Consider the following 22,621-nt stretch of genomic DNA (forward strand, 5'->3'; position numbering starts at 1 on the left):
GCCTGCCGTCGCCCGCGCTGCGAACTACGGTGCCGCGCGTGCCCCCCACCGCTCTCACCCGTTTCGCGCCGCCGGCCCTGGCCGGCCTCGCGGCCGCCGTCTACGCCGCGACGGCGGACCGGTCGATCGGGATGAACGACGTCACGTCGGCGGCGGTCGGCGCCTGGCGCATCGCGTCGAGCGGGACGCCGTGGCTCGACGGCGTCGACCTGTCGGCGCTGGACTTCAGGGACGAGTACCTCTGGGTCGGCGAGGCCGAGAACGGCCACACCGCCGTGTTCCGCTCGCCCGGCGCGATCGCGATGGGTGTCCCGGCGTACCTCCTGGCCCGCACCGGTGCGCAACCCGAGGACTTCGTCCGCTGGCCCGGCGCCGTCTGGGCGGCCCTGCTGACAGCGTTCATGCTCACTCTCTTCTGGCGCGCGCTGCGGGCGCACCTGCCCGCGGCGTGGGCGACTGCTGCCGTCGGCGTGCTCGGCTTCGCGACACCCGTGTGGACCATCAACGCCAACGGCCTCTGGACCCACACGCTCACCGTGCTCGGCATCGCCGGCATGGCCTGGGGCGCCGCGACGGGACGGTGGTGGCTCGTCGGTCTCGTCGGCGGCATCGGTCTGTGGGGCCGCCTCCATGTCGCCTTGATCGTCGCCCTCCTGGGGCTCGGCCTGGCGATCTGGCGCCGCAAGCCGGCCATCGCGCTGGTGGTCGGCGCCGTCAGCGGGACGTTCCTGGTGCTCGCCGGGATGTGGAGCAGCTGGATGTACGGCGGCGGCTGGGAGCCGCAAGGTCCCTACGCCTCGCCGACCGAGTACGCCGCCCGGACGGCCGACACCGTCGAGTCGAGTCCCTGGGACGGGCTTGTGAACCAGCTCGGCCTCTGGGTCTCGGCAGACCGCGGGCTGCTGGTCTGGAGCCCGGTGCTCCTGCTCCTGCTCCCCGCGCTCGTGCGCTCGTGGCGCGACCTCCCGGGCTGGACCCGCGTCCTCGCCGTCGGCGGGCTCGCCTACTGCCTGGTCCAAGGCCAGCTCAACGAGTTCGACGGCGGCTCTGGCTACTACGGCTACCGGCTGACCCTCGAGACCGTCGCGTGCCTGTTCCCGGCATATGCCCTCGCCGCGCGCCGCGCCGGCCGGGTGGCTGCTGCGCTCATCGGACCCGTGCTCGGCGTGTCCGTCGCTGCCATGGCCATCGGGGCGACGTCTGAGGGCTTCCTGGTGCTGGAGGAGCACGCCTGGACCGACAACTCCCTGGCACTCGCCCTGCGCACCTTCCCGCTGCTCTGGCTCTGGCTCGCCCTCATGGCGCTCGTCGGCCACCTCGCGGTCCGCGTCTGGCACGAGCGCGGCCTGGACCGTGCGGCCGCCCCGGCCGGTGCGCCTGCGACCGGGCCCGCGACCCCGGAGCCCGTCAGCTGATCAGGGCCGCCAACGCGTCGACGGAAGCGCCGCGGGCGCCGGCACGGGTGACGTCGGCGAGGACGGCCTGGTCGGCGGTGACGACGACGACGACGCGACCAGGAGGCTCCGCAGCGACGAGGTCGCGGATGACGTCGTCGGCGATCGTCCCCTCGGGGCTGAAGTAGACCCGTACGCCGCGGGGCGCAGCGACGACCGGCCGGGCGCCGAGGCCGGCCTGGGCCGCGTCGAAGACCACCGTGGTGTCGACCCCGGTCCGGGCAACAAGCGGGGCGAGGCCGTTGACGAGCCGGATCCGCTGCGCCTCGAGCGGTGACGAAGGCCAGACGTTCTTGCTCACGTTGTAGCCGTCGACGATGAGCCGGGCCCGCGGCATCGCGAGGTACTGCTCGAGAAGTCCGGCCGACGCGCCGGTCAGCAGTCGTGCGCCGTCGGCGACGCCGGCGGACAGGCCGGCCTCGACGCGGTCAGCGGGCGCGCCCGAGGCGGAGGGCAGGCCGAGCTCACGGCGGAGCCCGGCGGCGGACTCCATGAGGGTCTCCAGCAGCACGCGGGCGCGCACGGTCGCCTCGTCGCGCTCCGCACGTACGGCGCGCCGCCCGGTCGCCGCGTCCGCCTCGAGCTCGGCGACGCGGGCGCGGAGGCGACGTACCTCCCGGTCCTGGGTCGATGCCAGCGCCTCCACCTCGCGGCGCAGGCGGTCGACCTCGGCAGCGGCCTGCTCCCCCGCGGCGCGGGCGGCCTTCTCGGCCGTGCGTGACTCGCCGAGCCGGCGTCGCAGCGTGGCGTTCTCGGCCTTCAGCTCGTCGAGCTGCGCCCGGTGCAGGGCACGCAGCTCGCGGGTGGCCCGGTCGGCGGCGTCGAGCTTGCCGCGCAGCCGGGCGGCCTCGGTCTCCTCCCGGGTGGGGCCGGCGGGAGCGACCTCGGCGAGCGCCGCGGCCAGCTCCTCCTCCCACGCGCCCGTCCGCAGCAGCCACGCGACGGCGGCCCGGTCGGCCGGCGAGGAGACGGTCGGCGGCTCGACGGCCAGGTGAGCGGCGATCCGGCCGCGCAGGTCGTCGTCCCGCAGCGCCGTGGTGATGGCGGTGGTGCCCAGCTTCGCCCGCCGGGCCGGCGCGAACGTCGCCACCCGGCGCAGCGCCGGCGGCAGCTGCCCGAGCGCCGGCAGCACGTCGGCCGTCATCGCCACGACCCGGGCGCGCACCGGCTCGGGCAGCTGCGCCAGCGACGGCGGCGAGGACGAGGTGGACAACGCGGCTCCCAGAGGAGGTGTGAGGGACGTCGAGGAGCCTATTCCGCGAGCCGTCACGGGATTGTCGGCGCCCGCGCCTACCGTCCCCCGCATGAGCAGCACCCTCCACGCCGAGCACGCCGGGAGCTCCCCGCAGCGTCCGGGCCGGTGGGAGTCCCAGCGGAGCTTCGACGAGCTCGGCCGGCCGCTGCGCGACATCACCTTCACCGTCGTCGACCTCGAGACGACCGGCGGCTCGGCCGAGGGCGGCTCGATGATCACCGAGATCGGGGCGGTCAAGGTGCGCGGTGGCGAGGTGCTCGGCGAGTTCCAGACGCTGGTCAACCCGCACCAGCCGATCCCGCCGTTCATCGCCGTCCTGACCGGCATCAGCAACGCGATGGTGGCGACGGCGCCGCCCGTCGAGGCCGCCCTGCCGGCGTTCCTGGAGTTCGCCGCTGGCACCGTGCTCGTCGCGCACAACGCGCCCTTCGACATCGGCTTCCTCAAGTACTTCTGCGAGCAGCAGGGCCGACCCTGGCCTGCTTTCGAGGTGCTCGACACCGCTCGCCTGGCGCGCCGCGTCATCACCAAGGACGACGCGCCCAACTGCAAGCTCTCCTCGCTCGCCCGCGCGTTCGGCTCGACCACCACGCCCAACCACCGCGCCCTCTCCGACGCCCGGGCGACCGTCGACGTGCTGCACGGGCTGATGGAGCGGCTCGGCGGTCTCGGCGTGCACACCCTCGAGGAGCTGCAGACCTTCTCGGGGCGGGTGAGCACGGCCCAGCGCCGCAAGCGCCACCTCGCCGAGGGCCTCCCCCACGCGCCGGGCGTCTACCTCTTCCGCGACCACGAGCGGCGGGTGCTGTACGTCGGCACCTCGAAGGACCTGCGCACCCGGGTCCGCACCTACTTCACCGCCTCGGAGACCCGGTCGCGGATGGGCGAGATGGTCGGCATCGCCGACAGCGTGACCGGCATCGAGTGCGCCACCCCGCTGGAGGCCGAGGTGCGCGAGCTGCGCCTCATCGCCGAGCACAAGCCGCGCTACAACCGCCGGTCGCGCTTCCCGGAGAAGACCACCTTCGTCAAGCTCACCCGCGAGCCGTGGCCCCGGCTGTCCCTGGTCAAGCGGGTGCTCGACGACGACGCCGACTACCTCGGTCCGTTCTCCTCCCGCAAGGTCGCCGAGAAGTGCCTCGCCGCCCTGCACGACACCTTCCCGCTGCGGCAGTGCTCGGACCGCTTCGGCAAGGCGCCCTCGCGCACGCCCTGCGTGCTCGCCGAGCTCGGCCGCTGCCTCTCCCCCTGCGACGGCACCGTGGACCACGACACGTACGCCGCGGTCGTGCGCCAACTGCGCGACTCCCTGCTGCGCCGTCCCGACCGGGTGGTCGAGCAGATCAACGCCCGGATGGAGGCACTCGCCGCCGACGAGCGGTTCGAGGAGGCCGGCGTGCACCGCGACCGGCTCGCGGCGTTCATCCGCGCCGCCAGCCGCACGCAGCGCCTGAGCGCGCTCACCCGGTGTCCCGAGGTCGTGGCCGCCCGCCGCGGCGACGACGGCAGGTGGGCGGTCCATGTCGTGCGGCACGGACGCCTCGCCGCCGCCGGCATCATCCCGCCCGGAGCGGACGCCCACGCCTACGTCGAGTCGCTGCGCGCGTCCGCGGAGACCGTCACCGGAGGTCCGGGGCCGGTGCCCGTGGCGACCGCCGAGGAGACCGAGAAGATCCTGCGCTGGCTCGAGTCCGCCGGCATCCGCCTCGTCGACGTGCAGGGCGAGTGGACCTGCCCGATCGAGGGCGCGACCCGGCACCTCGCGATCCACGACGCGGTGAGCAGGTCGCGTGAGGAGCTCGTCCCGTTCGCCGACCGCCGCGACCTCGCGCCGGTCCACCAGCCGGTGCGGTGACCGACCCGGCGCGGGCGTCGACCCGGCTAGGGTCTCGCCCATGATCACCGCCATCGTCTTCGTCAAGGCTGACGTCGCCCGCATCCCCGAGGTGGCCGAGGCGATCGCCGCCCTCGACGGGGTCAGCGAGGTCTACTCGGTGACCGGCCAGATCGACCTGATCGCGCTCGTGCGCGTGCGGAACCACGAGGACGTCGCCAACGTCGTCGCCGACCGGCTCAACAAGGTCGAGGGCGTGACCGCGACCGAGACGCACATCGCGTTCCGCGCCTACTCCCAGCACGACCTGGAGTCGGCGTTCTCGCTCGGCCTCGACTGACGCCGTCGCGATGAGCTGGCTCGCCGACCACTGGCTCGACGTCGTCGGCTGGGGCGGGAGCGGGCTGCTGGTCTACTCGCTGCTCCAGGCGCGGGTGCTGCGGTTCCGCACGCTCAACCTGCTGGGCTGCCTGGTGCTGCTCACGTTCAACGCGCTCATCGGGGTGTGGCCGATGGTGGGCATGAACGTCGTGCTGGCAGTCATCAACGTCTACTGGATCGTCCGGCTGACTCGCGAGCGGCACGACGAGGCCGTCTTCGAGGTCGTCGAGGTCCGCCCGGAGGACGCCTACCTCCGGCACGTCCTGCGCACCCACGCCGACGACATCCGCCGGTTCCAGCCGGACTTTGATCCGGCGCCGGCCGGCAGCCAGCACGCGTTCGTCGTGCTCAAGGGCGACGAGACGGTCGGCGTCGTGGTGCTGCGCAAGGAGGGCGACGTGGCGCACGTGCAGCTGGACTACGTCACGCCGCGCTACCGCGACTTCGCCCCCGGCGAGTTCCTGTGGCGCCGCAGCGGCGTGCTGCGCGACCTGGGCCTGCGCCGGGTGCTGACCCCGCCGGGCATGGTCGGCGCCTACTACGAGCACCTCGGCTTCCGCGCCGACGGACCGCGGTTCGTGCTCGACCTCGGCGAGCGTTAGCCGCTCAGGCCGAGGAGGCGGCGACCCAGCGCTCGAGCGTGGCGGCTGCGGCCCCGGAGTCGATGGCGTCCGCGGCGCGGCGGATGCCCTCGGGCAGGGCCTCGGCGGCGGGCAGGTCGGGCGAGCCGTGGACGGCCAGGGCCGCACCGGCGTTCAGCAGCACCGCGTCGCGGACGGGTCCGCGCTCGCCGGCGAGCAGGCGACGTACGACCTCGGCGTTGTGCGCAGCGTCCCCGCCGCGCAGGTCCTCGGCCGTCGCCGGCGCCAGGTCGTACGCCGTCGGGTCGACGGTCTCGGGGACGACCTCGCCCGCGTGGACCCGCCACAGCCTCGACGTGCTCGTGGTCGTGAGCTCGTCGAGCCCGTCCTCGCCGCGGAAGACCCAGGCGTCGACGCCTCGCGCGGCGTACACGCCGGCCATCACGGGCGCGACGCGCGCGTCCGCGCAGCCGATGGCCTGCGCCGCGGGCCGGGCCGGGTTGGTGAGCGGGCCGAGCAGGTTGAAGGAGGTGCCGATCCCGAGCTCGCGGCGCGGCACGGCCGCGTGGCGCATCGCCGGGTGGAACGCGGCCGAGAAGCAGAACGTGATCCCCGCCTCGACGGCGACCTCGGCGACCCGGGTGACCGAGAGGTCGAGCCGGATGCCGAGCGCCTCGAGCACGTCGGCCGAGCCGGACTTCGAGGAGGCCGAGCGGTTGCCGTGCTTGACGACCGGCGCACCGGCGCCCGCGGCCACGATCGCCGACATGGTCGAGATGTTGACCGAGAACGACCGGTCGCCGCCGGTGCCGACCACGTCGAGCAGCCGGCCGGGCACGGAGATCGGGTTGGCCTCGGCGAGCATCGCCTCGGCGAGCCCGCGCAGCTCGTCGGTGGTCTCGCCCTTGGCGCGCAGCGCGACCGCGAAACCGGCGACCTGGGCGGGCGTGGCCTGCCCGGCGAGCACCTCGCCCATCGCCCACGCGGTCTGGTCCGCGCCCAGGTCCTCCCCGGCGACGAGCGCGCCGAGGACGTCAGGCCAGGTCGACACCTCAGGCGGAGGACGACGTGGGGGCGGGGACCCGCGGGCGCAGCAGGCCCACGACGGTCTCCGCGAGCTGGATCGGGTCGAGCGGGTGCGGCACCGCCGCCTCGGCCCGCGACCACGTGGCGAGCCATGCGTCCTGCGGGCGACCGGTCAGCACGACCACCGGCGGGCACTGGTAGATCTCGTCCTTGAGCTGCTTGGCGATGCCCATGCCGCCGGCCGGGACCGCCTCGCCGTCGAGGATGACCAGGTCGACGTGGCCGGCGTCCATGTTCTGGATGACGACGGGCTCGGTCGCGACCTCGACGTACTCCACCTCGGGCAGGTCCGGGTGCGGCCGACGCCCGAGCGCCAGGATCACCTGCTGGCGCGTGTTCACGTCGTCGCTGTAGACGAGCACCTTGAGCGGAGCGGGCTTGGAGTCGGTCACGTCGGGGATCGTACGACGCCGGGCGGGCCGCTGCCCATGACCCTCCACACGTCGTCCCCCGCGTCGTCGACGCACACCCGGACCGGCGGCTCCCTACGATCCCCGCATGCCATCGCAGAGGACCCTCACCCGCACGTCGACCGTGCCGCGGCCGGCGCCGGAGGTGTGGGCGCGGGTGACCAGCCCGGCCGGCATCCGCCACGAGCTGCGGCCCTGGCTGTCGATGACGATGCCGCCCCGGCTCCGCGGCGCGACGATCGACGACGCCGCCCCGCTCCTCGGCCGGCCGCTCGGCAAGGCCTGGCTGCTCGCGGGCGGTCTCGTCCCGGTGGACTTCGACGACATGGTGCTGGTGGCGCTCGAGCCCGGCCGCCGCTTCCACGAGCGCTCGCGGATGCTGCTGTTCCCGCGGTGGGAGCACGAGCGGACCGTCGCACCCGCAGGCGGCGGGGCGTGCACCGTGACCGACCGGCTCACCTTCGTCCCCCGCCTGCCCGCGTCCCACCACGTCGTCGCCCTGCTGTTCGCCCACCGGCACCGTCGACTCCGCGCCTGGGCCCGCCGTCCAGTACCCGGCCGTTCAGGACCCGGCCGCTCAGGACACGATCGCTAGGTTCACCGCGTGGACTCCCAGACCTTCGTCAACCTCGGCCTGGTGCTGCTGTTCGTCCTCGCGGGCGGCGTCTTCGCGGCCACCGAGATCGCGCTGGTCTCGCTGCGCGACAGCCAGGTGTCCCGGATGGAGCGCGAGAGCGCGCGGGGTGCCCGGGTCGCGGCCATCGCGCGCGACCCCAACCGCTTCCTGGCCGCCGTGCAGATCGGCGTCACCGTCGCGGGGTTCTTCTCCGCCGCCTACGGCGGGTCGACCCTCGCGCCCGACGTCGCGCCGTACTTCGTCGACCTGGGCCTGCCCGAGGGCGCCGCCGACACCGTCGCGCTGGCGAGCATGACCCTGCTCATCGCCTACTTCTCGCTCGTGCTCGGCGAGCTGGTCCCCAAGCGGCTCGCCCTCCAGCGCTCCGCGCAGCTGTCCCTGCTCGTCGGCCCGCCGCTGGACCGCTTCGCCACGGTCATGCGGCCGGTCATCTGGCTGCTGTCGCGCTCGACCAACGCCCTGGTCCGGCTGCTCGGCGGCGACCCGTCGGCCACCAACGACGAGCTCTCGGAGGAGGAGCTGCGCGACATCGTCGCGACCCACGAAGGGCTCGACGAGCAAGAGCGGCGGATCCTCGCCGACGTGTTCGCCGCCACCCGCACGACGGTCAAGGAGGTCATGCGGCCGCGGCCCGAGGTGGCGTTCCTGGCGGGCGACCTGCCGCTCGGCGAAGCGGTCGCCGAGATCCGCGAGCGGCCCTTCTCCCGCTACCCGGTGACCGGCCCGGGCGGCTTCGACGACATCACCGGGTTCCTCCACATCCGCGACCTGCTCGAGGTGGGGGACGCCCGCGAGCGGCGCGTCTGCGACGTCCAGCGCGACGTGCTGATCGTGCCGGAGACCAACTACGTCCTGCCCACCGTCACGCAGATGCGCCGCGAGGGCGTCCACCTCGCCGTCGTCGTCGACGAGTACGGCGGCACCGACGGCATCGTCACCCTCGAGGACCTCGTCGAGGAGATCGTCGGCGAGATCCGCGACGAGCACGACGCGCCCGAGCCGGACCTGCGCGCCGCCGACGGGACGCTGCTGCTCGAGGGCGGGCTGAGCATCGAGGACTTCGCCGAGCGCACCGGCGTCGAGCTCGAGGACGGTGACTACGAGACCGTTGCGGGGTACGTCGTCGCGCGGCTCGGCCGGATCGCCGAGCCCGACGACGCGGTCGCTGTCGGCGACGTGCGGCTGCGGGTGGCGGAGACCGACGGCGCCCGGATCACCCGAGTCGCCGTGGAGGTCCCGCCTGAGGAGCCCGCGGCAGCCGAGGCGACGGAGGTCACGAGGCCTACGGACGCGGGCTGAGCTCGCGGGTCCGCGCCCGCTCCTCCTCGCGGTCGAGCCGGCGGTCCTCCCGCCGGGCCTCCTGCATCGAGGACCGCACCCACTGCGCGAAGAGCACGCCGAAGAAGACCAGGCCGATCAGGTCGCCCGAGGCCCACAGGATCCCGCCGGCGACGTGCTGGTCGTCCAGCGCGTCGGGCAGCCAGGAGGCCATCGGGCCCTCACGCAGCGCGAGGTAGTGCTCCTCGCCGATCAGCTCGGACTGGCCCATGATCGTCACGCCGAGGAACGCGTGGAACGGCAGCGTCAGCACGGTCATCAGCACGCGGAACGGGTAGCCCACCCGGCCCGGCACCGGGTCGATGCCCATGAGCGGCCAGAAGAACAGCGCGCCGACCAGCACCAGGTGGAGGTGCATGACCTCGTGCACGTAGGTCGACGACAGCGACGCGTCGTACCAACCGGTGAAGTAGAGCGCCCACGGGGAGAGGATGTAGAGCGCGAAGGCCAGCGGCGCGAACGACAGCACCGCGGCGACCCGTGAGTGCAGCACCGCCAGCAGCCACCGGCGCGGCGTCGCCGGCAGCGTCCGCAGCGCGAGCGTCACGGGGGCGCCCAGCGCGAGCGCGAGCGGCACCAGCATCGACAGCACCATGTGCTGCACCATGTGCGCGCTCACCAGCGTCGTGTCGTACGCCGCCAGGCCGGACGCCGTCGCGACGTAGAACGACCCCATCCCGACCCCGACGAACGCGACGGCCCGCCCCACGGGCCAGCGGTCGCCCCGGGCGCGGAGCTTCGCGACGCCGAGCAGGTAGAGACCCGCGACCCAGACCGTCAGCACGGTGGGGACGGGGGCCAGGGACCACTGCGTGAAGAACGCCGCGAACGAGGGCTCGGGGAGGTTCGGGACAGAGGTCAGGGCCACCAGGACAGGAGCGCCGGACACGCTGTGAACTTTATGACCCGCACCCAGGAGGGGGTCGGGGTGCCCTCGTAGGCAGGGCGGGACATAATGGCGCCGTGGCGACCACAGCAACCATCCCGGCCTCCCGCCTCCACGGGCATCACGACCGTCCCAGCATGGTCAGCGTGGGGACCATCATCTGGCTCTCGAGCGAGCTGATGTTCTTCGCGGCCCTGTTCGCGGCGTACTTCACGATCCGCTCGGTGAGCCCGGAGCTGTGGGACCAGAACACCGCGATCCTCGACGTGCCCTTCGCCTCGGTGAACACCACGATCCTGGTGCTCAGCTCGCTGACCTGCCAGCTGGGCGTCTTCGCCGCCGAGCGGGGCCAGGTCGGGCGCACCGGGTCGCTGCTGAACTTCCGCCTCTGGGGCCTGCGCGAGTGGTTCATCCTCACGTTCGTGATGGGCGCGGTCTTCGTCGCCGGCCAGGCGGTGGAGTACGCGAACCTCGTGCAGGAGGACGTCACCATCCAGCAGTCCGCCTACGGCACGGTGTTCTACCTGACCACCGGCTTCCACGGGATCCACGTGGTCGGTGGCCTGATCGCCTTCCTGCTGGTCCTCGCACGCACCTACCTGGCGCGCAAGTTCACCCACGAGCAGGCCGTCAGCGCGATCGTCGTCTCCTACTACTGGCACTTCGTCGACGTGGTGTGGATCGGTCTGTTCGCGACGATCTACCTCGTCAAGTAGTCCGCAGCCTCACCTGGCACCACCAGCAGCCCGCCCACCCGCAAGGACCCCGAGGATCACAACGTGCGTCTCCTGAACCGTTCCGCAGGTCGACTCTCCCGGCACCGCCGGGGCCCGCTCGCGGGCGTCGTGCTGCTGCTGCTCGGCCTGGTGCTCACCGGGAGCCTGTACGCCGCGTTCGCGCCGGCGCAGGCCACCTCCGCCGAGAGCGACACCGCCCAGGTCGCGAAGGGCCGTGAGCTCTTCCTGGTCGGCTGCGCCTTCTGCCACGGGCAGAACGGCGAGGGCATCCTGACCCAGCGCGGCGACACCCAGCTCGGCCCGCCGCTGGCCGGCGTCGGCGCCGCCGCCGTCGACTTCCAGGTCGGCACCGGCCGGATGCCGATGGTCCAGCCGGGACAGCAGGCCCCCGACAAGCCGGCGGTCTACTCCCAGGAGGAGATCGACGCCCTCGGTGCGTACGTCGCGTCGCTCGGCCCCGGCCCGGCCGTCCCTGACGAGGGCGAGTACACCCTCGAGGGCCTGTCCGAGGAGGAGCGCGAGGAGGCCATCGTCCGCGGCGGCCAGATCTTCCTCACCAACTGCACCGCCTGCCACAACTTCAACGGCAGCGGCGGCGCGATGCCGCGCGGCGGCTACGCCCCCGCGCTGCACGAGACCGACCCCAAGTACATCTACGAGGCCATGCTCACCGGCCCCCAGCAGATGCCGAACTTCTCCAACGGCAACCTGCCGCCGGAGGAGAAGCGCGACGTCATCGCCTACCTCGAGTCGCTCCGTGAGCAGCCCGAGTACGGCGGCTTCGGCCTCGGCGGCCTCGGCCCCGTGAGCGAGGGCCTGTTCGCCTGGCTCGTCGGCATCGGCGGCCTCGTCGGGTTCGCGATCTGGATCGCGGCCCACACCACGCGCTCCACGAAGAAGAAGGGACAGGCGGCGTGACCGACGCCCGCGACCACGAGTCGCACGAGAACGACCCGCACGAGGGCGAGTCGTCGCAGAACCTCCCCGACAGCCCCGCCGGCTCGGCCGGCGCCGTGCCGGAGTCGGCCGAGCCCATCGCGGACCCGGGCCTGCCGGCGCACGTCTGGCGTCCCACCGACGTCGACGAGCGCCAGGAGAAGCGCGCCGAGCGCCAGGTCGCCGCCCTCTTCGGGCTGTCCGCGGTCTGCGTGCTGCTGTTCCTCGTCGCCTACTTCACCCTCGAGATCGGCGACAACCACGACACCTTCGCCGGCTTCGGCGCCTCGACGGTCGCGCTCGGCACGACCTTCGGCCTCGCGCTGCTGCTCATCGGCGTCGGCATCATCCAGTGGGCCCGCAAGCTCATGGGTGACCACGAGATCAGCGAGCTGCGCCACCCGGCCCGCTCCTCCGACGAGGACCGCACGGCGACCCTGGCGGCACTGAACGCCGGTCTCGAGGAGTCCGGCATCGGCCGCCGCCCGCTGGTCCGCAACTCGCTCCTCGGCGCGGTCGGCCTCCTCGGCCTGCCCGCGATCGTGCTGCTGCGTGACCTCGGTCCCCTGCCCGGCGACGTGCAGGACGACCAGGAGTACCCCGGCGCCGGCCTCGAGCGCACCGTGTGGACCAAGGGCATGCGCGTGGTCCGCGACGTCATCGGCACCCCGATCCGCGCCGCCGACCTCGAGATCGGTGACCTGGTCAACGCCGTCCCGGAGGCCTTCTTCGAGGTCGACGAGGAGGGCGAGCACCTCATCGAGGGCATCGAGCTCCAGATCGCGAAGTCCAAGGCGGCGGTCATCGTCGTGCGGATGGAGCCCGACGAGATCATCGTCGGCGAGGGCCGCGACAACTGGACCGTCGACGGCGTCCTGTGCTACTCCAAGATCTGCACCCACGTCGGGTGCCCGATCTCCCTGTACGAGCGCACCACGCACCACGTGCTGTGCCCGTGCCACCAGTCCACCTTCGACCTCGCGGACTCCGCGCGGGTCGTGTTCGGCCCGGCCGCCCGCGCCCTCCCCCAGCTCCCGCTGGCGGTGGACGACGAGGGCTACCTGGTCGCACAGAGCGACTTCACCGAGCCGGTGGGCCCGAGCTACTGGGAGCGTGGCTGACAATGAGCATCGACACGAGCAAGGTCGCCACGAGCAACTCCTCGGCGGCCGTCGCGAAGAAGCCGGGTCGTGCCGGCGTCGTCGCCAACTGGGCCGACGAGCGCCTGGGCCTCGGCACGGCGATGAAGAAGAACCTGCGCAAGGTCTTCCCGGACCACTGGTCCTTCATGCTGGGCGAGATCGCCCTGTGGAGCTTCGTCGTCCTGCTGCTCTCGGGTGTCTTCCTGACGCTGTGGTTCAACCCCAGCATGGGCGAGATCCACTACGAGGGCTCCTACGACCAGCTGCGCGGCGTGGCGATGTCGGAGTCGATGGCCTCGACGCTGGACATCTCCTTCGACGTCCGCGGCGGTCTGCTGATGCGGCAGATGCACCACTGGGCCGCGATGCTCTTCATCGCCTCGATGATGATCCACCTGCTGCGCGTGTTCTTCACCGGCGCGCACCGCAAGCCGCGTGAGATGAACTGGGTCATCGGCTGCCTGCTGCTGATCCTGGGCACGCTCGAGGGCTTCACCGGCTACTCGCTCCCCGACGACCTGCTCTCCGGCACCGGCGTCCGCGCCGCGGACGGCTTCATGAAGTCGATCCCGGTGGTCGGCACGTACCTGTCGTTCTTCCTCTTCGGTGGCGAGTTCCCCGGCGACGCGATCATCCCGCGCCTCTACATGATCCACATCCTGCTGATCCCGGGCCTGCTGCTGGCGCTGATCGCCGCGCACATGCTGCTGCTCGTCTACCACAAGCACACCCAGTGGCCTGGTCCCGGCCGCACCGAGCAGAACGTCGTGGGCTTCCCGATGCTGCCGGTGTACGCCGCGAAGGCGGGCGGCTTCTTCTTCATCGTGTTCGGCGTCTGCGCCCTCATGGGTGGCCTGCTGACGATCAACCCGGTGTGGAAGTACGGCCCCTACGACCCGACCAAGGTGACCGCCGGCTCGCAGCCGGACTGGTACATGGGCTGGCCCGACGGTGCGCTGCGGATCATGCCGGGCTGGGAGTCGGAGTTCTGGGGCACCACGTGGTCCTGGAACGTCTTCCTGCCGATCATCGTCCTCCCGGGCCTGATGTTCACGATCCTGCTCCTCCTGCCCTTCCTGGAGGCCTGGGTCACCGGTGACAAGCGCGAGCACCACCTGCTCCAGCGCCCGCGCAACGCTCCGACCCGCACCGCGCTGATGGTCGCGCTGATGACCTTCTACGGCCTGATGTGGGCCGCGGGCGGCAACGACATCATCGCGATCAGGCTGCACCTGAGCATCAACCAGATCACGTACTTCATGCGGGCCGCGGTGTTCATCGGACCCGTGATCGCCTTCATGATCACGCGTCGTTGGTGCATCTCGCTGCAGCGCCAGGACAACGAGAAGCTCTTGCACGGCTACGAGACGGGCGTGATCATGCGCTCGCCCGAGGGCGGCTACAGCGAGCGGCACCTGCCGCTCGACACCGCCAAGGCGTACGCCGTCACGGCTCGGGACCGCGACGAGGCCTCCTACGTCCCGGTCGGCACCAACGGGGTCGACCCGAACGGCGTCCCGGCGCCGACGGGTCGCGGCAGCAAGCTGCGCGCACGACTCCAGAACCTCTGGTTCGCCGACAACATCCAGAAGCCGACCGCGGCCGAGCTCGAGGAGGCGCACCACCACGCCGCGCACGAGGCGCACGGCGAGCTCGAGGGCGTGTCGGCGGACGGTCACCAGTTCGACGGTCACCACGCCGTCGAGGGCGAGTCGCTCCGCGGCGACCACTGAGTCCAGCTCAGCAGCACCAGCACAGCAGCACCAGCACGGACAGCCCGAGGGCCCCGGACCGCGACGCGGCCGGGGCCCTCGGCCCATCCGCCCACCGACCAGGAGCACCCATGGACCTGCAGCTCGGCCTCGACACCTTCGGCGACGTCACCGTCGGCCCGGACGGCACGCTCCTCCCCCACGCGCAGGTCGTGCGGGACGTCGTGGCCCAGGGCCGGCTGGCCGACGAGGTGGGCGTCGACGCGTTCGGCATCGGCGAGCACCACCGCGACGACTACGCGGTCTCCGCGCCGGACGTCGTGCTCGCGGGCCTGGCGACGACCACCGAGCGGATCCTGCTCGGTTCGGCCGTCACCGTGCTGAGCTCCGACGACCCCGTGCGCGTCATGGAGCGGTTCGCCACCATCGACGCGCTCTCGGGCGGCCGGGCGGAGGTGACCCTGGGGCGCGGCTCGTTCACAGAGTCCTTCCCGCTCTTCGGCTTCGACCTCGCGGACTACGAGGTGCTCTTCAGCGAGAAGCTCGACCTGTTCGCGCGGCTCCGGGTCGCGACCGCGCAGGGCCAGCCGCTGACCTGGGAGGGCTCGACCCGGCGGCCGCTGGTGGAGGCGCAGGTGTGGCCGCGGCCCGAGCAGCAGCCACTGCGCTCCTGGGTCGCGGTGGGCGGGTCACCGGAGTCGGTGGTCCGGGCCGCCCGGTACGGCCTGCCGCTCATGCTGGCGATCATCGGCGGCGAGCCCGCCCGCTTCGCGCCGTACGTCGACCTCTACTCCCGCGCGCTCGACGAGCTGGGCCAGCCGCGGCTGCCCGTCGGGGTGCACTCCCCCGGCTTCGTCGCCCGGACCGACGCGGAGGCGCGCGAGCGGCTGTTCCCGCACTTCAAGGTCAACCGCGACCGGATCGGCCGGGAGCGCGGCTGGCCGCCCGCGACCCGCGCCCAGCTGGACGCGGAGGCCGACCACGGGGCGCTCTTCGTCGGGTCACCGGAGACGGTCGCGCGCAAGATCGCCGCGACCGTGCAGGCGCTCGGCATCGACCGCTTCGACCTGAAGTACTCCCACGGCCCGCTGCCGCACGACCACCTCATGGAGTGCATCGAGCTCTACGGCACCCAGGTCGCGCCGATGGTGCGCGACCTGCTCGCCTGAGGGCGGCACTCAGCCCAGGGCCGAGCCCTTGCGGTAGTCGGCCCAGGAGGCGTTCCAGTCGCCGTAGCCGTTGTCGAGCGTCATCGGTCGGTCGGTGCCGACGTACTCCACCACGTCGCCGCGACGGCTCATCGCGTAGAGCCAACCCGCGTCGGCGGTGCTGAGTCCCGTGCAGCCGTGGCTCACGTTGGCGTACCCCTGGGAGCCCACCGACCACGGGGCGGCGTGGATGAACTCCCCGGAGTGCGTGAGCCGCATGGCCCACTGCACGTCGTCGATGTCGTAGGCCTCGGCGCTCCCGGCGGCGATGCCGACGGTCTCGCTGTTCATCCGCTTGACGTCGAACTTCTCCATGATCACCTTGGTGCCGGAGCGGGTGGTGAAGCCCGGCTTGCCGGTGGTCACCGGGATGGTGCGCAGCAGCTCTCCGTTGGAGAAGACCTTCATCTGGTGCGACCGCGCGTCCACACGGTAGACGTGCGCGTCGCCGACCGTGAAGCCGATCGTCCGGCTCAGCTGCCCGTAGACGCCACCCCCGGCCGGCACGCTGTTGACGTCGACGTCGACGCTGACCTCCGTGCCCGGCTTCCAGTAGCGCTTCGGCCGGTAGTGGACCTCGGTGTCGCTCAGCCAGTGCCACGTGCCCGGCTGCGCCGGGCGGGCGTCGACGGACAGGTGCTCCTCGATCGAGGCGCGGTCGGTGACGGGGACGTCGAAGGTGAGGACGACCGGCATGCCGACCCCGACGGTCTCGCCGTCCAACGGCGCCAGCGACGGGTAGGTCTGCTGGTCCAGGGTCAGGTCCACGGTGCGGAACCTCGTGGCCTGCATGACCCGGTCGCCGGCGGCGTCCTCGGCCCGGGTCCTGAGGACGTACGCCGTCCCCGGCTCGAGCCGGTCCTCCGCCCGCCAGGTGCTGCCGTCCTCGGACACCTGCCCCGTCACGCGACCCGCCTCCTCGGTGGCACCGCCGACCGGGACGAGCGTCACCGAGCGCAGGGCGGCCTCGGTCGCCGTGACTTCGACGAGCCGGTCGACCGGCACGGGGCGGCCGCCGCGGACGTTGGTGGCGATCCGGGCCTGCGGCGCGGACTCCCCCGCGGCGGCCGTCGTCCCTGCGCCACCGGCCGCTCCGGCGCCCGCTCCGCCGGCTGCGCCGTCGCAGGCCGCCAGCAACGGGAGCGAGACGGCCAGGGCGACGAGGGCCGTTCCGCGGCGGGTGCGCGGACGAGGGGTGCGGGCGGGACGCTCGGACATGCAGGCTCCACGGCGGTTCGGGTCGAGGGCGCCGGCGCGCGGCCGGCGCCTCGAGGTTAAGGGCTTCCACCGAGGAGACGCGAAACCCCGCGCCCGGGTTGCGTCCGGGTCGCGGGGTCTCGTCGAGAGTGCGGCGTTGCTGCCCTCAGTGGGCGTGCTCACCCCGGTAGTACTCGAAGACCAAGCCGCACAGCGCGATCGCGCCGAACGCCAGGCCGATGATGAACAGCCACCACTCACCGGTGGCGATGCCGATCATGCACACCGCGAGGGTGGCGGCGCACCACAGGGGCCACCAGGAGTAGGGCGGGAAGAAGCCGAGCTCGCCGGCTCCCTCCGCGATCTCCGCGTCCTTGCGGTCCTCCGGGCGGGCGTCCATCTTCCGGGCGTGGAAGCCCAGGTAGAGGGTGACCATGGCGACCAGGAGCGTGGTCATCACCAGCGCAGAGGTGCCGGTCCAGTCACCGCCCTCGTCACCGGCGGCCGTCACGAACCAGTACGCCGGCGTGACCAGAACCAGGAAGGCGGTGCAGATCGCGAAGATCCAGGCCTCGGACTTCATCGGTCGTTCCCCTCGTCGTTCGGCGTGCGGTCGTCGATCAGGCCCGCACGGCCCTCCATGTCCGGCGCGTCGGCGAAGCCGCCGTCACGCGCTGCCTGGTTCTGCTCCATCTCGATGGCCGCAACCTCCGGGTGGTGCAGGTCGAAGGCCGGCGACTCCGAACGGATCCGCGGGATCGAGACGAAGTTGTGGCGCGGCGGCGGGCAGCTCGTGGCCCACTCCAGCGAACGTCCCCAGCCCCACGGGTCGTCCACCAGCACCTTGGGTCCGCGGGCGGACACGTAGACGTTGTAGAGGAACGGCAGCGTCGAGGCGGCCAGCAGGAACGACCCGATCGTCGAGACCTGGTTGAGCGTGGTGAAGCCGTCCTCGGGCAGGTAGTCGGCGTACCGGCGCGGCATGCCCTCGACGCCCAACCAGTGCTGGACGAGGAAGGTGGTGTGGAAGCCGACGAACAGCAGCCAGAAGTGGACCTTGCCGAGGCGCTCGTCGAGCATCCGACCCGTGAACTTCGGCCACCAGAAGTAGAAGCCGGCGAACATCGCGAACACCACGGTGCCGAAGACGACGTAGTGGAAGTGCGCGACCACGAAGTAGGAGTCGGTGACGTGGAAGTCCAGCGGCGGGCTGGCCAGGATGACACCGGTCAGGCCACCGAAGAGGAAGGTGATGAGGAAGCCGAAGCTCCACAGCATCGGGGTGTCCAGGGACACCGACCCGCCCCACATCGTGCCGATCCAGTTGAAGAACTTCACTCCTGTCGGCACCGCGATCAGGAACGTCATGCCGGAGAAGAACGGCAGGTCGACGGCTCCGGTCACGAACATGTGGTGGGCCCACACCGCCACCGAGAGCACCGCGATCGCCAGCGTCGCGCCGACGAGGCCGACGTAGCCGAAGATCGGCTTGCGGCTGAAGACCGGCAGGATCTCGGTCACGATGCCGAAGAACGGCAGCGCGATGATGTACACCTCTGGGTGCCCGAAGAACCAGAACAGGTGCTGCCACAGGATCGATCCGCCGTGTGACGTGTCGAAGACGTGCGCACCGAGCTGTCGATCCGCCTCCAGCATCAGCAGCGCGCCGGCGAGGATCGGGAACGCGATGAGGACCAGCAGGCTGGTGATCAGCGTGTTCCAGGTGAACAGCGGCATCCGGAACATGGTCATGCCCGGCGCACGCATCGAGATGATCGTGGTGATGAAGTTGACCGCACCGAGGATCGTGCCCAGACCGGCGAGGTAGAGACCCATGATCCACAGGTCGCCGCCGACGCTGGGCGAGCGGACCGCGTCGCTGAGGGGGGTGTAGGCGTACCAGCCGAAGTCGGCCGCACCCTGCGGGGTGAGGAAGCCGGAGGCGGCGATGAGGCCGCCGAACAGGAACAGCCAGTAGCTGAACATGTTCATCCGGGGGAACGCCACGTCGGGCGAGCCGATCTGGATCGGCATGATCACGTTCGCGAACCCGAAGAACAGCGGCGTCGCGAACAGCAGCAGCATGATCGTGCCGTGCATCGTGAACAGCTGGTTGTACAGCTCGTCGTTGACGACCTGCTGGCCCGGGAAGGCCAGCTCGGAGCGGATCAGCAGCGCCATCAGGCCGCCGAGGATGAACCACATGAAGGACGTGCCGAGGTACAGCTTGCCGATCAGCTTGTGGTCGGTGGTCGTCATGATCCGGACCAGCTGCTGCCCCAGGGGCTTGCGCGCGACCGTGACGTCGGCCGAGCGTGCTGCTGTGGCGGTCATTCTGCGTCTCCCTCGGCGTACTCGTCCGCCTCGTCGGTGAGGCCGATCTGGCTGTCGGCATTCTCCCCACCGATCAGCGGACCGTCACTGGTGTTCTCGGTCTGGGCGAGCTCGTCCACGTACGCGGCGTACTCCTCCTGGCTCACGACCTCCACGTTGAAGAGCATCCGCGAGTGGTAGACGCCGCAGAGCTCGTAGCACTTGCCCGAGTAGGTGCCGATCTCGGTCGGGGTGACCTGGTAGTGGTTCACCCGGCCCGGGATGACGTCCATCTTGATGAGGAACGCGGGCACGCCGAAGTCGTGGATGACGTCGGGCGAGTAGAGGTTGAAGCGCGTCGTCTGGTCGACCGGGAGCACGAGCGTGGGGATGTCGGAGGCGGTGCCGACGGTGTAGGCGTACTGGTCGTAGGCGTACTCGTCGTCGTCCAGGACGTCGTTGGCCGACGGGTCCTGCTCGCCGACGCCGTAGTTGAACGTCCAGGACCACTGCTGACCCACGACCTCGATCGTGTTGTCCGGGGTCGGGTCGTCGAGCACGATGTTCTGGACCCGCACGGTGTGCGAGAAGAACACGATCACCATGATGATCGGCGCCACCGTGTAGAAGATCTCGAGCGGCAGGTTGTAGCGCGTCTGGATCGGGATCTCGTCGTCGCTGCGGCGGCGGTAGCGCCACACGACCCAGAAGATCAGCGCCCAGACCAGGACACCGGTCAGGAGCGCGGCGACCCAGGCGCCCTGCCACAGCGCGAGGGTGGACTCACCCTGCTCCGTGGCGGGCGAGGGCATCGCCAGGTTCTTCCAGTCGTCACGGTTCTCCGAGGAGCACCCGGCGAGCAGCACGACGGCGACGCCGAGAACGGCGGCGAGCAGGGGCGCCCGGCGGCCGCGCCTGGCCTTCCCGACCCCTCGCGGGGGGAGTTGCAGACCCACGAACGAGCCTTCCTCTTGGGTGGTCACGAGTAGGTCGAACACTACTTCAACCACTGGCGGGACGCGCTCCGGGGTCGTCTATCTTCGGCCTGTGACCTCTGCCTCCGGGACCGCGGCGCCCGGCGGGCCCGCCACGCGGGGCTACCTCGACGCCGCCTCGTCCGAGCCCCTCCACCCCGCGGCCCGGGAGACGCTGCTCGCGGCGCTCGACCAGGGGTACGCCGACCCCCGTCGTCGACACCGCTCGGCACGGTCGGCGCGCCTGCTGCTGGACAACGCGCGCGAGGTGGTCGCGGACTGCCTGGGGGTGCGTCCCGACGAGGTCACCTTCACCTCCTCCGGCACCGACGCGGTGCACCGCGGGCTGCTCGGCCTGCGAGCCGGCCGAGCCCGGCACGGCGACGCCGTCGTGCACTCCGCCGTGGAGCACTCTGCGGTCGTGCACGCCGCCGCCTGGGCGCCTGGGGACCGCGTCACGGTCGAGGTCGACCGGTCCGGACGGGTCTCCCCCGCTGCCGTGGCGCAAGCCGCCACGGCCCCCGGCGTCGCGGTCGCGGCCGTGCAGGCGGCCAACCACGAGGTGGGCACCGTGCAGCCGGTCGGTGAGGTCGCCGCGGCGCTGGCCGGGACCGGCGTGCCGCTCTTCGTCGACGCCTGCGCCGCCGTCGGTCGGCTGCCACTGCCGCACGGCTGGGACGCCGCGGCCGCGTCCGCCCACAAGTGGGGCGGACCCGCGGGCGTCGGGGTGCTCCTGGTGCGCAAGGGCGCGCGGTGGCGCAACCCGTTCCCCGGCGACGACCGCGTGGACGAGCGCACGACCGGCTTCGAGAACGTCCCGGCCGCACTCGCGGCCGCCGCCGCACTCCAGGCGGTGGTGGCCGAGCGCGAGGGGGTCGGGCGGCGCCAGGCCGCCCTGGTGGACCGGATCCGCGCCGCCGCGGCCGCCGTGCCCGACACCGAGGTGGTCGGCGACCCGGTCGACCGGCTCCCCCACCTCGTGACGTTCTCCTGCCTCTACGTCGACGGCGAGGCGCTCGTGGACGGGTTGGACCGCCGCGGCTTCGGCGTCGCCAGTGGGTCCGCGTGCACCGCCTCGACGCTCGAGCCGAGCCACGTGCTCGCCGCGATGGGCGTCCTGACCCACGGCAACGTCCGGGTCTCCCTCACCTGGGACACCACCGAGGCGGAGGTGGCGGGCTTCCTGGCCGCCCTGCCCGAGGTGGTCGCCGACATCCGGGCCGAGGTGGGCCTGTGAGCGCCGCGGACGTCGCCCTCGAGCTCGACTGCCGCGGCATGCTCTGCCCGCTGCCGGTCATCCACCTCGGCCGGCGGGTCGGCGAGGTCGCCGTCGGCGAGGTGCTGGCGGTCGTCGCGACCGACGTGGCCGCGCGCACGGACGTGCCGGCGTGGTGCCGCATGCGCGGCCAGGAGTACGTCGGCGAGGACACCGCCACCGACGGGTCGCCGCGCTACCTGGTGCGACGCAGCAGCTGACCCGGGACGGGTGGCTCAGGCCAGGTGCGGCCGGACGTCGGCCGCGGCCTCGGGACCGTAGGAGTGCTCGAGCCGGCCGAGGAACTGCTCGGCGGTGAAGGAGTACTCCTGCGTGCCGACCGTCTCCACGACGTACGCCGCGAGCACGCAGCCGACCTGGGCGGCCCGCTCGAGGCCGACGTCCCAGGCCAGCGCTGCGAGGAAGCCCGCGCGGAACGCGTCGCCGACGCCCGTGGGCTCGACGGCGCGGACGTCCTTGGCCGCGGGCAGCACGATGTCGGCCTCGCCCCTGCGGCGCACCCGCACGCCGTCGGCGCCGAGCGTCGTGACCTGGACCCCGACGCGGGAGAGCACCTCGTCGGCCGACCAGCCGGTCTTCTGCTCGATCAGGTGCGACTCGTACTCGTTGGAGAACAGCAGCGCGGCGCCGTCGACGAGCCGTCGGATCAGGTCCCCCTCGCCGAAGGCGAGCTGCTGGCTCGGGTCGGCGATGAAGGCGTAGCCGCGCTGGCGGCACTCGTCGGTGTGGCGCAGCATCCCGTCGGGGTCGTCGGCGCCGACGAGGACGTACTCCGGCTCGCCGACCACGTCGACGATCGGCGCCAGCTCGATGTGCCGCGCCTCGGCCATCGCGCCGGGGTAGAAGGAGGCGAACTGCGCCATCGTGGAGTCGGTGGTGCACACGAAGCGGGCCGTGTGCTTGGTCTCGGAGATCCGCACGTGCGAGCAGTCCACGCCGTGCCGCTCCAGCCACGAGCGGTAGTCGCCGAAGTCCTCGCCGGCCGCCCCCACCAGCACCGGGTGCAGCCCGAGCCGGCCCAGCCCGAAGCACATGTTCGGCGCGACGCCACCCCGGCGGATCTCGAGGTCGTCGACCAGGAACGAGACCGAGAGCTTGTGCAGCTGCTCGACGACCAGGGAGTCCTCGAACTTGCCCTGGAAGGTCATCAGGTGGTCGGTGGCGATCGAGCCGGCGATGAGCAGCGGCCGAGGTGAAGGCATGACACGGAACACTACCGATCGGTACCCGTGGGACTACCCTGCGGTAGCCCCTAGCGTCGATC

The 22,621-nt window shown here is 72.1% G+C and carries 22 protein-coding genes; 13 read left to right on the plus strand and 9 right to left on the minus strand.

Annotated elements, in window-relative coordinates; all coding sequences use genetic code 11:
• Positions 1-38: 38 nt before the first annotated feature.
• Positions 39-1,415 carry a hypothetical protein gene (locus tag G6553_RS05320; protein ID WP_166189840.1) on the plus strand — a complete coding sequence of 459 codons (1,377 nt, stop codon included), beginning with the start codon at positions 39-41 and terminating at the stop codon, positions 1,413-1,415.
• Here G6553_RS05320 and G6553_RS05325 read toward each other — a convergent pair.
• Positions 1,408-2,667: an NYN domain-containing protein gene (locus G6553_RS05325; RefSeq protein ID WP_166189841.1), complete on the minus strand. Its 1,260-nt coding sequence runs from the start codon at positions 2,665-2,667 to the stop codon at positions 1,408-1,410. The two genes, G6553_RS05320 and G6553_RS05325, sit on opposite strands and share 8 nt — an antisense overlap.
• A gap of 91 nt (positions 2,668-2,758) precedes the next feature.
• On the opposite strand from G6553_RS05325, the gene G6553_RS05330 reads away from it, so the two are divergent.
• From G6553_RS05330 to G6553_RS05340, 3 genes are read left to right on the plus strand one after another with little or no spacing between them, the layout of a single operon-like run.
• Positions 2,759-4,564, plus strand: coding sequence for a DEDD exonuclease domain-containing protein (locus G6553_RS05330; protein WP_166189843.1), 1,806 nt, complete (start codon positions 2,759-2,761; stop codon positions 4,562-4,564).
• 40 nt (positions 4,565-4,604) lie between these two features.
• Positions 4,605-4,883 carry an Lrp/AsnC ligand binding domain-containing protein gene (locus G6553_RS05335; RefSeq protein ID WP_166189845.1) on the plus strand — a complete coding sequence of 93 codons (279 nt, stop codon included), beginning with the start codon at positions 4,605-4,607 and terminating at the stop codon, positions 4,881-4,883.
• Positions 4,884-4,893: 10 nt separating this feature from the next.
• Positions 4,894-5,526: a YgjV family protein gene (locus tag G6553_RS05340; protein WP_166189847.1), complete on the plus strand. Its 633-nt coding sequence runs from the start codon at positions 4,894-4,896 to the stop codon at positions 5,524-5,526.
• A 4-nt stretch (positions 5,527-5,530) separates the two neighbouring features.
• Here G6553_RS05340 and trpD read toward each other — a convergent pair whose 3' ends face one another.
• Both trpD and G6553_RS05350 read right to left on the minus strand, forming a co-directional pair.
• A complete protein-coding gene (trpD, locus tag G6553_RS05345; RefSeq protein WP_166189849.1) occupies positions 5,531-6,556 on the minus strand; it encodes an anthranilate phosphoribosyltransferase in 1,026 nt (341 codons plus the stop codon).
• Position 6,557: 1 nt separating this feature from the next.
• The gene (locus G6553_RS05350) at positions 6,558-6,983 is read right to left on the minus strand and encodes a hypothetical protein (RefSeq protein ID WP_347565513.1); all 426 of its coding nucleotides are present in this window, start codon (positions 6,981-6,983) and stop codon (positions 6,558-6,560) included.
• A 106-nt stretch (positions 6,984-7,089) separates the two neighbouring features.
• On the opposite strand from G6553_RS05350, the gene G6553_RS05355 reads away from it, so the two are divergent.
• On the plus strand, positions 7,090-7,596 hold the full coding sequence (locus G6553_RS05355) for a hypothetical protein (RefSeq protein WP_166189850.1): 507 nt from the start codon (positions 7,090-7,092) through the stop codon (positions 7,594-7,596).
• A 9-nt stretch (positions 7,597-7,605) separates the two neighbouring features.
• Positions 7,606-8,937 (plus strand): hemolysin family protein, encoded by a 1,332-nt coding sequence (locus G6553_RS05360; protein ID WP_166189852.1) that lies wholly within the window; start codon positions 7,606-7,608, stop codon positions 8,935-8,937.
• Here the strand turns inward: G6553_RS05360 and G6553_RS05365 are convergent.
• Positions 8,921-9,865, minus strand: coding sequence for a cytochrome c oxidase assembly protein (locus G6553_RS05365; protein ID WP_347565514.1), 945 nt, complete (start codon positions 9,863-9,865; stop codon positions 8,921-8,923). The genes G6553_RS05360 and G6553_RS05365 overlap by 17 nt on opposite strands.
• 92 nt (positions 9,866-9,957) lie before the next feature.
• Here G6553_RS05365 and G6553_RS05370 point away from each other — a divergent pair, with 92 nt between their 5' ends.
• The 5 genes from G6553_RS05370 (at position 9,958) to G6553_RS05390 (ending at position 15,558) form a co-directional block, all read left to right on the plus strand.
• A complete protein-coding gene (locus G6553_RS05370; protein WP_347565524.1) occupies positions 9,958-10,578 on the plus strand; it encodes a heme-copper oxidase subunit III in 621 nt (206 codons plus the stop codon).
• A gap of 72 nt (positions 10,579-10,650) precedes the next feature.
• The gene (locus G6553_RS05375; protein ID WP_207619403.1) at positions 10,651-11,517 is read left to right on the plus strand and encodes a c-type cytochrome; all 867 of its coding nucleotides are present in this window, start codon (positions 10,651-10,653) and stop codon (positions 11,515-11,517) included.
• Positions 11,514-12,656 (plus strand): Rieske 2Fe-2S domain-containing protein, encoded by a 1,143-nt coding sequence (locus tag G6553_RS05380; RefSeq protein WP_347565515.1) that lies wholly within the window; start codon positions 11,514-11,516, stop codon positions 12,654-12,656. The genes G6553_RS05375 and G6553_RS05380 overlap by 4 nt, the downstream gene beginning before the upstream one ends.
• A gap of 2 nt (positions 12,657-12,658) precedes the next feature.
• A complete protein-coding gene (locus G6553_RS05385; RefSeq protein WP_166189858.1) occupies positions 12,659-14,410 on the plus strand; it encodes a ubiquinol-cytochrome c reductase cytochrome b subunit in 1,752 nt (583 codons plus the stop codon).
• A 110-nt stretch (positions 14,411-14,520) separates the two neighbouring features.
• A complete protein-coding gene (locus G6553_RS05390; protein ID WP_166189859.1) occupies positions 14,521-15,558 on the plus strand; it encodes an LLM class flavin-dependent oxidoreductase in 1,038 nt (345 codons plus the stop codon).
• 9 nt (positions 15,559-15,567) lie between these two features.
• Here G6553_RS05390 and G6553_RS05395 read toward each other — a convergent pair whose 3' ends face one another.
• From G6553_RS05395 to coxB, 4 genes are all read right to left on the minus strand, one after another.
• Complete coding sequence (locus tag G6553_RS05395; protein ID WP_166189861.1) at positions 15,568-16,815, minus strand: Ig-like domain-containing protein; 1,248 nt, start codon at positions 16,813-16,815, stop codon at positions 15,568-15,570.
• Between the two features lie 145 nt (positions 16,816-16,960).
• Positions 16,961-17,377: a cytochrome c oxidase subunit 4 gene (locus G6553_RS05400; RefSeq protein WP_166189863.1), complete on the minus strand. Its 417-nt coding sequence runs from the start codon at positions 17,375-17,377 to the stop codon at positions 16,961-16,963.
• On the minus strand, positions 17,374-19,128 hold the full coding sequence (gene ctaD, locus G6553_RS05405) for a cytochrome c oxidase subunit I (RefSeq protein WP_166189865.1): 1,755 nt from the start codon (positions 19,126-19,128) through the stop codon (positions 17,374-17,376). Before ctaD ends, G6553_RS05400 begins: the two co-directional genes overlap by 4 nt.
• Positions 19,125-20,063, minus strand: coding sequence for a cytochrome c oxidase subunit II (coxB, locus tag G6553_RS05410; protein ID WP_347565516.1), 939 nt, complete (start codon positions 20,061-20,063; stop codon positions 19,125-19,127). The genes ctaD and coxB overlap by 4 nt, the downstream gene beginning before the upstream one ends.
• A 91-nt stretch (positions 20,064-20,154) precedes the next feature.
• On the opposite strand from coxB, the gene G6553_RS05415 reads away from it, so the two are divergent.
• Both G6553_RS05415 and G6553_RS21615 read left to right on the plus strand, forming a co-directional pair.
• Complete coding sequence (locus G6553_RS05415; protein ID WP_166189867.1) at positions 20,155-21,318, plus strand: aminotransferase class V-fold PLP-dependent enzyme; 1,164 nt, start codon at positions 20,155-20,157, stop codon at positions 21,316-21,318.
• Entirely contained in the window at positions 21,315-21,557 is a 243-nt protein-coding gene (locus tag G6553_RS21615) for a sulfurtransferase TusA family protein (protein ID WP_347565517.1), read from the plus strand. The genes G6553_RS05415 and G6553_RS21615 overlap by 4 nt, the downstream gene beginning before the upstream one ends.
• A gap of 15 nt (positions 21,558-21,572) precedes the next feature.
• On the opposite strand, the gene G6553_RS05425 is transcribed toward G6553_RS21615, so the two are convergent.
• Positions 21,573-22,559, minus strand: a complete 987-nt coding sequence (locus G6553_RS05425; protein WP_166189869.1) for a carbohydrate kinase family protein — start codon at positions 22,557-22,559, stop codon at positions 21,573-21,575.
• Between the last annotated feature and the right edge of the window lie 62 nt (positions 22,560-22,621).

This window comes from Nocardioides sp. IC4_145 (genome assembly GCF_011250565.1).
Classification (GTDB): domain Bacteria; phylum Actinomycetota; class Actinomycetes; order Propionibacteriales; family Nocardioidaceae; genus Nocardioides.

Bases quoted from the DNA above. Each gene is read 5' to 3' on its own strand.
- G6553_RS05390 (WP_166189859.1), top strand. From the start codon at position 14,521: ATGGACCTGCAGCTCGGCCTCGACACCTTCGGCGACGTCACCGTCGGC.
- G6553_RS05335 (WP_166189845.1), top strand. From the start codon at position 4,605: ATGATCACCGCCATCGTCTTCGTCAAGGCTGACGTCGCCCGCATCCCC.
- G6553_RS05355 (WP_166189850.1), top strand. From the start codon at position 7,090: ATGCCATCGCAGAGGACCCTCACCCGCACGTCGACCGTGCCGCGGCCG.
- G6553_RS05340 (WP_166189847.1), top strand. From the start codon at position 4,894: ATGAGCTGGCTCGCCGACCACTGGCTCGACGTCGTCGGCTGGGGCGGG.
- G6553_RS05395 (WP_166189861.1), bottom strand. From the start codon at position 16,815: ATGTCCGAGCGTCCCGCCCGCACCCCTCGTCCGCGCACCCGCCGCGGA.
- G6553_RS05425 (WP_166189869.1), bottom strand. From the start codon at position 22,559: ATGCCTTCACCTCGGCCGCTGCTCATCGCCGGCTCGATCGCCACCGAC.
- ctaD (WP_166189865.1), bottom strand. From the start codon at position 19,128: ATGACCGCCACAGCAGCACGCTCGGCCGACGTCACGGTCGCGCGCAAG.
- G6553_RS05330 (WP_166189843.1), top strand. From the start codon at position 2,759: ATGAGCAGCACCCTCCACGCCGAGCACGCCGGGAGCTCCCCGCAGCGT.
- G6553_RS05400 (WP_166189863.1), bottom strand. From the start codon at position 17,377: ATGAAGTCCGAGGCCTGGATCTTCGCGATCTGCACCGCCTTCCTGGTT.
- G6553_RS05385 (WP_166189858.1), top strand. From the start codon at position 12,659: ATGAGCATCGACACGAGCAAGGTCGCCACGAGCAACTCCTCGGCGGCC.